13 protein-coding genes are annotated in these 13,993 nt (G+C 45.1%); 9 read left to right on the forward strand and 4 right to left on the reverse strand.

Annotation, left to right across the window (positions count from 1 at the left end; all coding sequences use genetic code 11):
* Both CXF70_RS06150 and CXF70_RS06155 read left to right on the forward strand, forming a co-directional pair.
* Positions 1-307, forward strand: a 307-nt coding sequence (locus CXF70_RS06150) for a hypothetical protein (RefSeq protein WP_369916924.1), incomplete at its 5' end; no start/stop codon positions are given.
* A 75-nt stretch (positions 308-382) separates the two neighbouring features.
* Positions 383-1,042, forward strand: coding sequence for a potassium channel family protein (locus tag CXF70_RS06155; protein ID WP_084244875.1), 660 nt, complete (start codon positions 383-385; stop codon positions 1,040-1,042).
* Positions 1,043-1,744: 702 nt separating this feature from the next.
* Here the strand turns inward: CXF70_RS06155 and rnjA are convergent.
* Complete coding sequence (rnjA, locus tag CXF70_RS06160) at positions 1,745-3,412, reverse strand: ribonuclease J1 (protein ID WP_101801954.1); 1,668 nt, start codon at positions 3,410-3,412, stop codon at positions 1,745-1,747.
* Positions 3,413-3,414: 2 nt separating this feature from the next.
* Positions 3,415-3,627, reverse strand: a complete 213-nt coding sequence (locus CXF70_RS06165; RefSeq protein ID WP_084244879.1) for a DNA-dependent RNA polymerase subunit epsilon — start codon at positions 3,625-3,627, stop codon at positions 3,415-3,417.
* Between the two features lie 287 nt (positions 3,628-3,914).
* Between CXF70_RS06165 and CXF70_RS06170 the strand changes: the two genes are divergently transcribed.
* Entirely contained in the window at positions 3,915-4,685 is a 771-nt protein-coding gene (locus CXF70_RS06170) for a Cof-type HAD-IIB family hydrolase (RefSeq protein WP_101801955.1), read from the forward strand.
* 47 nt (positions 4,686-4,732) lie between these two features.
* Here the strand turns inward: CXF70_RS06170 and def are convergent, their stop codons facing one another.
* On the reverse strand, positions 4,733-5,299 hold the full coding sequence (gene def, locus CXF70_RS06175; protein WP_084244883.1) for a peptide deformylase: 567 nt from the start codon (positions 5,297-5,299) through the stop codon (positions 4,733-4,735).
* Between the two features lie 146 nt (positions 5,300-5,445).
* Here def and CXF70_RS06180 point away from each other — a divergent pair, with 146 nt between their 5' ends.
* The 6 genes from CXF70_RS06180 to CXF70_RS06205 all read left to right on the forward strand — a co-directional run bounded on the left by CXF70_RS06180 (position 5,446) and on the right by CXF70_RS06205 (position 12,301).
* Positions 5,446-6,090, forward strand: coding sequence for a YkyA family protein (locus tag CXF70_RS06180; RefSeq protein ID WP_101801956.1), 645 nt, complete (start codon positions 5,446-5,448; stop codon positions 6,088-6,090).
* A gap of 254 nt (positions 6,091-6,344) precedes the next feature.
* Positions 6,345-7,457 (forward strand): pyruvate dehydrogenase (acetyl-transferring) E1 component subunit alpha, encoded by a 1,113-nt coding sequence (pdhA, locus tag CXF70_RS06185; protein WP_101801957.1) that lies wholly within the window; start codon positions 6,345-6,347, stop codon positions 7,455-7,457.
* A 3-nt stretch (positions 7,458-7,460) separates the two neighbouring features.
* The gene (locus CXF70_RS06190; RefSeq protein ID WP_084244889.1) at positions 7,461-8,438 is read left to right on the forward strand and encodes an alpha-ketoacid dehydrogenase subunit beta; all 978 of its coding nucleotides are present in this window, start codon (positions 7,461-7,463) and stop codon (positions 8,436-8,438) included.
* Positions 8,439-8,465: 27 nt separating this feature from the next.
* Positions 8,466-9,869, forward strand: a complete 1,404-nt coding sequence (locus CXF70_RS06195) for a dihydrolipoamide acetyltransferase family protein (protein WP_101802010.1) — start codon at positions 8,466-8,468, stop codon at positions 9,867-9,869.
* Positions 9,870-9,873: 4 nt separating this feature from the next.
* Positions 9,874-11,283, forward strand: coding sequence for a dihydrolipoyl dehydrogenase (gene lpdA / locus CXF70_RS06200; protein ID WP_084244893.1), 1,410 nt, complete (start codon positions 9,874-9,876; stop codon positions 11,281-11,283).
* A 136-nt stretch (positions 11,284-11,419) separates the two neighbouring features.
* Complete coding sequence (locus CXF70_RS06205) at positions 11,420-12,301, forward strand: polysaccharide deacetylase family protein (RefSeq protein ID WP_101801958.1); 882 nt, start codon at positions 11,420-11,422, stop codon at positions 12,299-12,301.
* 138 nt (positions 12,302-12,439) lie between these two features.
* Here the strand turns inward: CXF70_RS06205 and CXF70_RS06210 are convergent, their stop codons facing one another.
* Positions 12,440-13,909: an aminotransferase class I/II-fold pyridoxal phosphate-dependent enzyme gene (locus tag CXF70_RS06210; RefSeq protein ID WP_101801959.1), complete on the reverse strand. Its 1,470-nt coding sequence runs from the start codon at positions 13,907-13,909 to the stop codon at positions 12,440-12,442.
* Positions 13,910-13,993: the final 84 nt, after the last annotated feature.

Here is a 13,993-nt window from a genome sequence, read left to right on the forward strand (position 1 = left end):
AGTGACCAAAATGAATGACAAAATGAATTTTTTCCTGGACCCGAAACATCGCGCAGTGCAAAAATCATCGATTATGAATTATAAACAAGATCAGCAAGGACTTTACCTTGTAGCCAACAAGAAAGTCATCAACTGGATGGAAGTGCATACATACTGCCACCACTGTTTGTCGCCTTTGACATTCGATGACGAATTCGACGCAAGCTATTGTGCCAGCTGCAATGAATGGCGTGAGGAAGCTTGCAGCGATATCGATTGTGAATACTGTGAGAACCGACCGAAACGACCACTTGACCCCCGCCGATAAGCGGGGTTTTTTTACTTATCCATGGAAAAAATATTATGGTAGACTATAGCTAGAGCAAGGATTTGGAGGATGGATATGAAAAAGGAATTTGTAGTGATAGGGCTGGGAAGATTCGGAGGCAGCATCGTCCGCGAACTGATTGAACAGGATGCGGATGTAATGGCGATCGATAAGGATACCGAAAGAGTGGATGAGTTCGCAAGCATCGCGACGCAGGCAGTTGTGGCCGATACAACTGATGAATCTGTTCTGAAATCACTTGGCATACGCAATTTTGAGCATGTCATTGTTGCGATCGGTGAAAATATTCAAGCCAGTATTTTAACAACACTTATGCTGAAGGAAATCGGCGTCAAAAAAATAACCGTAAAAGCACAAAACGATTACCACGCGAAAGTGCTGGATAAGATAGGCGCCGATAAAGTGGTGCATCCGGAGCGGGATATGGGTATCCGTATTGCCCATAATATGCTTTCGAATAATGTGCTGGACTATCTGGAACTTTCAGATGAGCATTCGATCATGGAAGTGAAGGCCAATGAAAGATTGGCAGGCTTTACATTGATCGGACTGGATATCCGCGCAAATTACGGCATTAACATCGTGGCCATCAAACGGGGGAAAGATATCATCGTTTCTCCGCAGGCTGACATGGAGATCCAATTGCAGGATATTCTGATCATCATCGGATCGGATGCAGATATCAACCGTTTTGAGAAGAAGATGTTGAATTAGTATTTTTATATAAACGAGAAAAAAGGAGGTCCCGTAACGGGACCTCCTTTCAACTTTGTTTAAAAAGAAGTAAATATATTTAACCGATATTCCGCAAAACAGCTCCGCTTTCCTGGTGGCTCGTGCTGAGCTAACTCGGGCTCGTTCCACTTCGCCCGAGTGGATCTCAGCACTTCGCTCGAAACGGAGTTGGAAAGCCAACTCCGTTTCTGCTCACCTGGGAGTCTTCGCTGTTTTACTCCATATCTTAGAATCGCTTTCTAGAAATATACGGTCTAAATATTTTGTTTCGCTTAGAAAAAGGATACTCAGTTTCCACCAGACTAAAAATGGAGTAGCAGAAGGCGAAGTGCAAAGATGTGCTCCTGCATCGCTGCGCTGCTTCGACCAATGTCTTTCCTGCAGGAAGCAGTGACGGCGCTCACGCCGGAGCGAAGCGAGTCCTGAGACCCCGCAGGGAAGGTTTGACCGAACAGCATTCGGTCGAACCTTTGCGACGAAGCGTAGAACGCTGCAGGAGTACATGGTTTTCAAAGCGACCGAGGAGACTCAGGCAGCTCCCTGCGAAAAGCGTCCTGCTGTATCTGCATCGCTGCGCTAGCTTCGAGACATTAAAAGATATGCAACGGAATGATTGATGTAGTATATGTTTTTCGGCAACCAAAAAGGGGTCCCGTATCGGGCCCCCTTATTAATGTCTTCTTAGACTTCCATTATCACTGGAAGAATCATCGGACGGCGTTTTGTTTTTTCGTACAGGTATGGTCCAAGAACATCTGAAATATCATTTTTCAGTTCTGGCCAATCCGTATCTTTGCCGTGGATTTTCTTTTTCAGATGGCGGTTCAGCATTTGCTGGGCTTCGTAGATCATCGTTCCGGACTCGCGCATATACACGAAACCGCGGGAGATGATATCAGGGCCAGACACCATTTTATTGTTTTTCATATCCACGCTGACTACGACGATGACCAATCCTTCTTCAGAAAGGACACGGCGGTCGCGCAATACGATATTGCCGATGTCGCCAATTCCGCTGCCGTCGATGTAAACATCTCCGGATGGAATGCGGCCGGCAACCGAAGCTTCATCAGCGCCCAGCGCCAACACATCACCATTTTCCATGATGAACGTGTTTTTAGGTGGAACGTCGCAATCTATGGCAAGTTGCGCGTGCTGTTTCTGCATACGGTATTCACCATGGATCGGCATGAAGTATTTCGGTTTGATCAAACGGAGCATCAGCTTGTTCTCTTCCTGTGAACCGTGGCCGGATGTATGGATATTGTTCAGGGAACCATGGATGACATCGGCTCCTGCACGGAATAGCAAGTTGATGGTGCGGTTGACGCTGCTCGTATTCCCCGGAATTGGGGAAGAGGAGAAGACGACCGTATCATTCGGCTGAATCTGGATCTGGCGATGTGTACCATTGGCGATGCGTGACAACGCGGCCATTGGTTCACCTTGCGAGCCTGTGCAAAGAATCAAAGCTTCATTGGCGGGCAGGCGATTCAACGTTTGTGTATCGACAAAAGCATCTTCAGGAGCATTGATGTAGCCAAGCTCACGGCCGATTGTCATGGCATTTTCCATGCTTCGACCGAAAACAGCTATTTTACGGCCCTGCGCAACTGCTTCATCCGTTACTTGCTGAAGACGATAGATATTGGATGCGAAAGTGGCGAAAATAAGACGTCCGTCAACTTTACGCATGATATCTTTGATCGTATCTCCGACTTTGCGTTCGGACATGGTGAAGTTAGGGATTTCAGCATTTGTGCTGTCGGACAGCAGGCAAAGAACGCCTTCACTGCCGATTTGAGCCATTTTCAAAAGGTTAGCCGGTTCACCGACAGGAGTGAAATCGAATTTGAAATCTCCTGTATGGACGATATTGCCCGGTGGTGTTTTGACAACGATACCGAATGCATCCGGAATACTGTGAGTTACACTGAAGAAGCTCACGGAAGTTTTGCGGAATTTGATGACATCATCTTCGCCGACTTCGATAAGTTTTGTTTGGCGGAGCAGGCCATGCTCTTCCAATTTCTTGCGCAATAGACCAAGTGCCAGCTTGCCGGCATATACTGGGATATTGATTTTCTTTAATAGATAGGCAACACCGCCGATATGGTCTTCATGGCCGTGGGTGATGAAAAGGCCTTTGATCTTATCGGCATTTTTTACTAAATAAGTGTAATCCGGAATAACGTAATCGATTCCGAGCAAATCGTCTTCCGGGAATTTGATGCCGGCATCAATCAGGATGATTTCATCCTGGAATTGGACACCGTAAGTATTCTTTCCGATTTCGCCCAGTCCGCCGAGCGCGAAAACGGCTGTCTGATCATTTTTTACGAATTTCATGATCAGTCGATACTCTCAACTTCATAGTTTTGGCTGGCCTGTTCGTACTCAAGGTGGCTGCCTTCGAGCAATTGGACAAGCTCGATATTATAATTACGGTCTTTCAGATGAGTTCTCACTTCACGCTCGGATGAAGCTTCAACATAGAGGCTCTTAGTATTTTCGCGAACTGGCACCTCATGGCGGTTCTCTTGGTAATAAACTTTAAAAATCATAGTTTGCTCTCCTTTTTCCACGTTCAAAATAAATTCACTTTCTTTATATTATCATGTCATTGTTCTAAAATAAAGAATAGCCCTTCTTATTTTAGGAAGAAGGGCTATAATGGCTATGCAATTTTCTTTTTGTTCATGATACCGTTAAGCCTTCTGAGAAGTTTTCTTTTCAAACGTTTCAGCATGGCTGCTCACTCCTTATGTAAATAATACTGTATTTTCTGACAAAAGTAAAGAATTGAAATGGACGGCGTTCAACGCCAGGCAATGGATTGGAGACTGACATTATGGGAAAATTATTATTGTTGGATATTGATGGAACTTTGTTGAATTCTAAAAAGGAGCTGCCTGAATCTGCTTTTGAAGCATTGCAGAGCGCTCGGGCAAATGGCCATGATCTGGCAATCGCCACAGGCCGTGCACCATTCATGATCACCGATCTTTTGGAAAAGCTGGACATCCAAACGTTCATCACTTTTAATGGGCAATATGTAGTCCACAATGACGAGGTTGTACATACGGAGGCGCTGGATCCCGTTTTGCTTGAAAAAGTGGTCCATTTTGCAGAAGAAAGAGATCACCCGCTTGTTTTCATGAACAGCAAAAAGATGATTTCTTCCATTGATTATCATCCGGATATTGATGAAAGCTTGAAAAGCTTAAAATTTCCACACCCAGTGACTGAGCGGGATTTTCATCTTGACAATGAAATCTATCAATCGCTGGTATTTTGTACAAAAGAAGAAGAAGCGCAGTATCACGAGAATTTCAAGGATTTTCAATTCGTAAGATGGCATCGGGTCTCATGCGACATTCTGCCGAAGGGCGGATCGAAGGCAAGCGGCATCGAAAAACTGATTGCAGAGACCGGACATTCCATAGAAGATACCATCGCTTTCGGAGACGGCTTGAATGACCTTCAGATGATGAAGACGGCAGGCTTCAGTGTCGCGATGGACAACGGCCATCCTGAAACCAAGAAAGTTGCATCCTATATTACGGAACATGTGGATGACGATGGATTGGCAAAAGCATTCGTGCATCTTGGCTTAATATAATTTAAATATAAAAAGGCTGACGGATGAATTCCGCCAGCCTTTTTATTCTATTCTTCTATATCACGCGATATTGGCGTGGCATTTTCAATTTCCGCGAATGGATTGTCAGGATTGATATGATCAAAGAACATGACGCCGTTCAAATGATCCAGTTCATGCTGGAATGCTATGGCAGGCAGTCCTTTAAGGCGCAATTTGAATTCTTTGCCCTCAAGATCGAAAGCTTTGACGGTGATTCTCGCATACCGCGGAACATAGCCAGGTATCGAACGGTCAACCGATAAACAGCCTTCACCTGAAGCAAGATATGCTTTTTCGACGGAATGGCTGACGATTTTCGGATTGATTGCTATGATGCTCAAGTCTTCGCCTGAATCCTCATCAAAATGGATGGCAAAAATCCGTTTCGCCACATTGATCTGCGGCGCGGCGATGCCGACGCCGGGTCGAAGATCATATTTTTCGATCATTTCTTCGTTTTGGCTATTTACAACATATTCCATCAAATCTTCCGCCAGCTTTTTATCTTCAGCAGAAAGGGGAAGCTCAACGTCTTTCGCCCGTTCCCGAAGTGTCGGATGGCCTTCACGTATGATGTCTTTCATTAAAATCACTCTACTCAATCCTTTCAATCAACTTTCATATGCCTTTCAGTATAACGCAAGGCCGGCATTACGCGAAAGAAAAATTGCTTATATTGGCAGTTGTATTTTTTTGAGCATCATAATATAGTTAAATCATGTTATAAGGAGGGTTTCGATTGAAAAGATACATATTGGCAACAGGAATTTCAAGTGCGTTGCTTTTAAGCGCGTGTTCAGGTTCTTCGACAGAAGAGCAATTGGACTCGGTGCTGAAAGATACATTTGAAGCAGAGAGCGATTACCGCGATACTCAAAGTGAAATGGAAGAACTTGAAACTGCAGAACAGGAAAAGTTCGAATCCATCATGGCTTTGACGCAAGAGCAGCAAGAAGATGTTAAAGCGAATGCTGAAGAAGCCATTGCTTCAGTAGAGCAGCGCCTTGAACTGCTGGAAACTGAAAAAGCTTCAATGGATTCAGCTGAAGAAGCCTTCCAGGAAATCGATACTGTGATCGAAGAGACAGAAGACGAAGAATTGAAAAACGATTTGACTGCATTGAAAACAAAAATGCATGACCGTTTTGATGCTCATGAAAAATTTACAGCAGCATACGAAGAACTGGCGGCAGAACAAAAAGAACTTTATGAGATGCTTGTAAACGAAGAGACTGAATTACAGGTCCTTCAGGAAAAGACAGTGACAGTGAATGACAAGAACAAAGAAGTTCAAAATGCTGTTACAGAATTCAATGAACAAACTGAACAGTTCAATGAAATGAAAAATAGCCTGATTGAAAAAATGAATGCAGACAGCGAGTAAAGCGGCCTTAGGGTCGCTTTTTTCTGTGCTATAAAAGATGCTGAAGATTCGTCTGTTATATAGTACAGGTTGCTCCTTGTCAATGATACAGATTTTCTGTTTACGAATATTCTGCGTATTTTAGATGCTTGCTGTATAAAGGTTCGTCATGATTGACCGTCTAAATCAAGTAACGTATACTGAATAGGAATATGCGCTTGTATTACTAAAAATTGTTAAGAATTTTAATACAGATTAAAAGGAGAGTTGCTTTTATGGCTGCGAAAAAATCACAGCAGTTCGATCCAGTGAAAACACTGAGTGAAATCGAAGAGAAGTTTGAAATGTTCCAGATTTTGAATGAAGAAGGCGAAATCGTAAATGAAGAGGCAAATCCGAATCTCTCGGATGAAGATTTGCAGGAATTGATGAGAAGAATGGTTTATACCCGTATTCTTGATCAGCGCTCAATTTCACTTAACCGCCAGGGGCGCCTTGGATTCTATGCACCGACGGCAGGACAGGAAGCGTCACAGATCGCTTCTCATTTTGCATTGAAAAAAGACGATTTCATCTTGCCGGGATATCGTGATGTCCCTCAATTGATCTGGCACGGATGGCCGCTTGAACAGGCATTCCTTTTCTCCCGCGGACATTTCATGGGCAATCAGATGCCGGAAGGTTTGAATGTGCTTCCGCCTCAAATCATCATCGGAGCTCAATATATTCAAGCAACTGGAGTTGCTCTTGGTATCCAGAAACGCAAAAAAGAAGCGGTTGCAATCACATATACTGGAGAAGGCGGTTCTTCACAGGGAGATTTCTATGAAGGAATCAACTTTGCCGGATCTTTCCGCGCGCCTGCTATTTTTATTGTTCAAAATAACCAGTATGCAATCTCTACTCCGCGTGAAGTTCAGACTGCCGCTAAAACAGTAGCACAAAAAGCTGTAGCAGCAGGTATTCCTGGAATTTTCGTCGATGGAATGGATCCGCTTGCTGTTTATGCAGTGACTCACGATGCCCGTGAGCGCGCTATAAAAGGGGATGGACCGACATTGATCGAAACATTCTGCTACCGTTATGGCCCTCATACAATGGCAGGGGATGACCCGACACGCTACCGCACTTCGGATATTGACAGTGAGTGGGAAAAGAAAGATCCATTGGTTCGTTTCCGCAAATATCTTGAAGGCAAAGGCTTGTGGAGCGAAGAGAAAGAAAACGAAGTGATGGAGCAGGCAAAAGAAGAAATCAAAGCAGCGATTAAGAAAGCTGATGCAGCTCCGAAACAGAAAGTCACTGACTTGCTCGGTATCATGTATGAAGAAATGCCATTCAATGTTAAAGAGCAGATGGATATTTATAAAGCAAAGGAGTCGAAGTAAGCCATGGCACAGTTAACAATGATCCAAGCGATTACGGAAGCTCTGAAACTAGAGCTGAAAAATGATGAAAATGTCCTTGTTTTTGGTGAAGACGTCGGTAATAACGGCGGTGTATTCCGTGCGACTGAAGGTCTTCAGAAAGAATTTGGGGAAGATCGTGTTTTCGATACACCTTTAGCTGAATCAGGAATAGGTGGATTGGCGATCGGTTTGGCGTTGCAAGGGTATCGTCCTGTACCTGAAATCCAATTTTTCGGATTCGTTTTTGAAGTGATGGATTCAATCAGCGGCCAGATGGCGCGTATGCGCTACCGCAGCGGCGGCAGCCAGCATGCACCAATCACTATCCGTTCACCATTCGGCGGCGGCGTCCATACGCCTGAAATGCACGCTGATTCACTTGAAGGCCTGATGGCAGCGTCGCCAGGCTTGAAAGTGGTAATTCCATCCAATCCATATGATGCAAAAGGTTTGCTGTTATCTGCAATCCGCGATAACGATCCGGTTATTTTCCTTGAGCACATGAAATTGTATCGTTCATTCCGCATGGAAGTGCCTGAAGAAGAATATACGATTCCTTTAGGTAAAGCTGAAGTGAAGCGTGAAGGAAAAGACTTGACCATCATCGCTTATGGCGCAATGGTTCAGGAAAGCATGAAAGCTGCAGAAGAACTTGAAAAAGAAGAGTACTCTGTTGAAGTCATCGATTTGCGTACGGTACAGCCGCTTGATATCGAAACAATCATTGCGTCTGTCGAGAAAACTGGCCGTGCAATGGTGGTTCAGGAAGCTCAAAAACAAGCTGGAATTGCTGCAAACGTTGTTGCGGAAATCACAGATCGTGCAATATTGAGCCTGGATGCACCTGTATTGCGTGTAACAGCTCCAGATACTGTATTTGCATTCTCGCAAGCAGAGGAAGTTTGGCTTCCTAATGCGAAGGATATAGTAGAAACAGCGAAAAAAGTGCTTACTTTTTAAATAGATAGAGAAGAAAGGGTGAAACTGATGGCTTATGAATTTCGTTTGCCGGATATCGGAGAAGGTATCCACGAAGGTGAAATCGTAAAATGGTTCGTCAAAGCCGGCGATAAGATCGAAGAAGATGATGTACTGGTAGAAGTCCAAAACGATAAAGCAGTTGTTGAAATTCCATCACCGGTTTCCGGGACAGTTGAAGAAGTACTGGTGGAAGAAGGCACAGTGGCAGTAGTCGGTGACGTGCTTGTCCGCATTGATTCTCCGGATGAAGATGGCGGAGAAGCTGAAACTGATGCTGAAACCGAAAAAGAGGAACCAGCTCCTGAAGTGGAAGAAGAAACTGAAGAGCAAGTTCAGGCTGGTACTGCTGAATCCGGCCAGGATGTCGAGAAGGAACCTGCAAAAGAGCAGAAATCTGAAGGCGACACTGGTGCCGGCAAACAGCCGCAGGCAGATGAATCGGCGGAAACAGATCCGAATGCACGGATCATCGCCATGCCGTCTGTCCGCAAATTTGCGCGTGATAAAGATGTTGATATCAAGAAAGTCAAAGGTTCAGGAAATAATGGCCGCATCATGAAAGAAGATGTGGAAGCATTCCTGAACGGCGATCAAAAAGCTGATGAGCCTGCAAAAGAAGCAACGGCTGAAAAAGCGGCTGCATCACCTGAAGAATCAGCGCCTAAAGAAGAAACGGCTGCGGCAACGCCTGCAGTGCCTGAAGGCGAATTCGCGGAAACACGCGAGAAAATGTCTGGAATGCGCAAAGCGATTGCGAAAGCGATGGTTCATTCCAAACACACAGCTCCACATGTTGCTTTGATGGATGAAGTGGATGTGACAGAACTTGTTGCACACCGCAAAAAATTCAAGGACATCGCCGCTGAGAAAGAGATTAAATTGACTTACCTTCCATACGTAGTTAAAGCGCTGGTCAGCACATTGCGTGAATTCCCGGCACTTAATACGTCGTTTGATGATGAAACAAGCGAAGTGATCCAGAAGCATTATTATAATATCGGAATTGCGGCTGACACTGAAAAAGGTCTGCTGGTTCCAGTTATTAAAAATGCGGACCGTAAATCGGTATTCGCTATTTCCGATGAAATCAACACCCTTGCAACCAAAGCGCGCGAAGGTAAATTGACTTCAGCGGAAATGAAAGGCGCATCTTGCTCGATCACTAATATCGGTTCTGCAGGCGGGCAGTGGTTCACTCCGGTCATCAACCATCCGGAAGTGGCGATTCTTGGAATCGGCCGCATCGCTGAAAAGCCTGTAGTTAAAAATGGTGAAATTGTAGCCGCTCCTGTGTTAGCATTATCATTGAGCTTCGATCACCGTATGATCGACGGAGCGACAGCGCAGCATGCGTTGAATCACATCAAACGTTTGTTAAGTGAACCAGAATTACTATTAATGGAGGCGTAAAATTATGGTAGTAGGAGATTTTCCAATCGAAACAGATACGCTCGTCATCGGTTCAGGCCCTGGCGGATATGTAGCAGCAATCCGCGCAGCGCAGACTGGCCAAAAAGTTACAATCGTTGAAAAAGAATATATCGGAGGCGTTTGTCTGAACGTCGGATGTATCCCTTCGAAAGCGATGATTTCCGTAGGTCACCGTTTTGAAGAAGCACAGCATTCCGAAGACATGGGTGTTGTAGCTAAAGAAGTAGAGCTGAACTTTGAAAAAGCCCAGGCTTTCAAAGACGGTGTTGTTAAAAAATTGACTGGCGGCGTCGAGTCTTTATTGAAAGGCAATAAAGTCGAGATTGTCCGTGGTGAAGCTTATTTCGTCGATGAGAACACTGTAAAAGTGATGGATGACAAATCATCGCAAACTTATAAATTCAAGAATGCGATCATTGCTACAGGATCTCGTCCGGTAGAAATCCCATCTTTCAAATTCACAAAACGCGTTATCAATTCAACTGGCGCTTTGGCGCTTCAGGAACTTCCAGGAAAACTTGTCGTGATCGGCGGCGGTTATATCGGAACGGAACTTGGAACTGCTTTTGCGAATATGGGATCTGAAGTGACGATTCTTGAAGGTGCACCAGATATCCTTGCTGGATTTGAAAAACAGATGACAGCCATCGTCAAAAAAGGATTGAAGAAAAAAGGTGTTGAAGTCATCACGAAGGCTTCCGCTAAAGGCGTAGAAGAAACGGACTCAGGAGTCAGCGTTACTTATGAAGCAGGCGGAGAAGAGAAAACCGTTGATGCCGATTACGTATTGGTGACTGTTGGACGCCGTCCGAATACTGATGAAATGGGTCTTGAAGAATTGAACATCAAGATGAGCGAGCGCGGTCTTGTCGAAGTCGACAAACAATGCCGTACAAGCATCCCTAACATCTATGCAATCGGTGACGTGGTAGCTGGACTTCAATTGGCGCATAAAGCATCTTACGAAGGTAAAGTAGCTGCTGAAGCAATTGCAGGCGAGAAGTCTGAAGTTGATTATATGGCTATCCCGGCTGTCTGCTTTACAGATCCGGAACTTGCGAGCGTCGGTCTGTCTGAAGAACAGGCTAAAGAGGAAGGTTTCGAAGCTTCAGCTGCGAAATTCCCATTCGCTGCTAACGGCCGTGCTTTGTCGCTTAACGCAACTGACGGTTTTGTGAAATTGGTTTCACGTAAATCCGACGGTTTATTGCTTGGCGCTCAAATCGTTGGCGTTGGCGCTTCTGATATGATCGCTGAACTCGGATTAGCAATCGAAGCAGGAATGACTGTGGAAGATATCGCCATGACGATTCACGCTCACCCTACATTGGCTGAAATTTCAATGGAAGCAGCAGAAGTTGCCCTTGGAACGCCGATCCATATTATCAAATAAGAGTTCTTGCTATAATTTAGATACTCCTCAACCACAGTTTTGCTGCGGGATGAGGAGTATTTTTTTTGATTTGTTTTGATAAGAGTTGTAGAAATGTGGTAATATTATGTGCGAAAGGGCTAAGGTGATTCTACAGATGATACAGGCAAAATGGATATTGATGGCAGCAGGATTGGCTCTTTTGACCGCTTGTTCAAGCGGCGAAGATAACTCAGCTGCAACTGATGCAACTGATGCAACTAATGAAACTGAAGAAACAACTTCTGAAACGAAGGAAGAATCGGTGGAGGATTCCGCTGATGCAGACGTAGCTGAGGAAGAATTGAATGAAGAAGAGACGACTGAAGAGAACGCAGATGAAGAAGGGGAGACGGCGCAGGCTGAACCGCTTTATCGTGTAAATCCTGCCAACTCGTCAGTAGAGCCGATTTCGGATGCGAATCCGCAAGCGGTCTTGATTACGATTGATGATGCCCCGGACAAGCAAGGTGTAGCTATGGCTGAAACGTTAAAGGAATTGAATGTACCAGCAATCTTTTTTGTAAATGGCCACTTCATTGATACAGACGAAGAAGAAGAAAACTTGAAGAAAATTCATGATATGGGATTTGCCATTGGCAATCATACATATTCACATCCAAACTTGAAAACAATTCCTGAAGACCAGCAGCGTGAAGAAATAGTTTCGTTGAATGATCGTATTGAAGAGATTATCGGTGAACGTCCAGAATTCTTCCGTGCACCTCATGGCGTCAACACCGATTTCAGCAGAGCTTTGGTGGAAGAAGAAGGAATGGTGCTGATGAACTGGACATTCGGCTATGACTGGGAGCAGCAGTACATGGAAGCTGAAGCTTTAGCTGATATCATGGTGAACACGGAATACCTGCGTGACGGAGCGAACCTTCTGATGCATGACCGCGCCTGGACTGCCGAAGCATTGCCGGCAATTGTCCAAGGGCTGGGAGAAAAAGGCTATGAATTTATTGATCCAGCTGCAATTGAAGGCGTCGAATAACAAAAACCGGAAGCGCAAATTCTGCACTTCCGGTTTTTTTAATGGACAAGAAAGTATAACTTTTTAAGTATGATGATTCTTAGAAAAAAGTGTTTTCGTGTCCAGACTCCAGCGCCCAGCCACTCGAGTCGCTTTTCTTTACCTGATTGCGAGCTGTTCTTTAATGACGCGCAACATTTTTAAGGTATCGTCTTCGGGTCCCTGAACCGGCAATCCCGCTTCCACGTTCATGTGGATATATTCGATATTTTCCTGCGTGATGATTTCACCTGGAATGAAGATAGGGATGCCGGGTGGATACACCATGATGAACTCAGCTGAAATGCGTCCGACGGCATCGTCAATCGCTACAACTTCAGTAGTCGCATAAAAAGCGTCCCGCGGAGTCATCGCCAATCTCGGGATATCGGGAAGCAGAACAGTCGGCTCTATAATTGCAGCCTCATGATCAAAAGCTTCGCTCATCCGCTGCAGCGCGTTTACCAGCAAGTTCAATTCTTTTCGAGTATCTCCAATGGTAACCAGGCACAGTATATTGTAAAGGTCGGAAAGCTCAATTTCGATATTGGCGTTCTCCCGCAGCCATTCTTCAGCCTGATGGCCTGTGATGCCGAGATTTTTTACGCTGATCAGTAATTTCGTCGGATCCATGTCATAGGTGGCAGAAGTCTTGAGCAATTCTTTGCCTACACAATTCAAATGCGCGATTTTATTGATTCGTTTGCGGGCATCGTTCGCCAGGCGGATGGCCTGATCGATCAGGTCCGCTCCGTGGATGGCCAATTGCCTTCTGGCTGTATCCAGAGACGCCAGGATAGGATAGGAAGTTGAGGTTGTCGTCAGCATCGACAAGGTCGACTGGACACGTTTCGCTGAAACGAGACCTTCACGGACATTCAGCACAGAACTCTGGGTCATGGAACCACCCAATTTGTGGACGGAAGTGGCAGCCATATCAGCCCCTGCAGCCATTGCCGAAACAGGGAGGCCTTTATGGAAATGGATATGGACACCGTGCGCTTCATCGACCAGCACAGGAATATCCCGGCCATGTGCGATGTCGACAATGCGTTTCAAATCAGCCGCTATCCCAAAGTAGGTAGGGTTGATGACCAGAACGGCTTTGGCATCCGGGTATTCATTCAATGCTTTTTCTACAGCTTCTGCAGAGATGCCGTGTGAAATCCCGAGTTCGGGATCCACTTCAGGATGAATGAAAATCGGAACAGCGCCTGCAAAAACGATGGCCGACATAATGGATTTATGGACGTTGCGGGGAACGAGAATTTTATCGTTCGGACCGACCACACTCAGGATCATCGTCATGATGGCGCCGCTCGTTCCTTGGACCGAGAAGAAAGTTTGGTCAGCGCCAAAAGCCTGAGCCGCCAATTCCTGTGCTTTTTTAATGGCTCCTTTTGGTGAATGCAAGTCATCGAGCGGTGCAATATTGATCAAATCTATGGATAGAATATTATCGCCGACAAATTCGCGGAAAGCGGGATCGACGCCCTGGCCCTTTTTATGGCCGGGAATATGGAATTGTATCGGATGCCGATTGCGGTGCTTCAGTAAAGCATCGAATAATGGAGTTTCTAATTGTGACAATGGATTACCACCTCGCTTATAAAAATGAAAACAAAATGAATTATAGCATGTAGATGCAAGCTATTCTATAAAAATAAAAGGATT

It is taken from the genome of Planomicrobium sp. MB-3u-38 (genome assembly GCF_002836425.1).
Lineage (GTDB): Bacteria > Bacillota > Bacilli > Bacillales_A > Planococcaceae > Planococcus > Planococcus okeanokoites.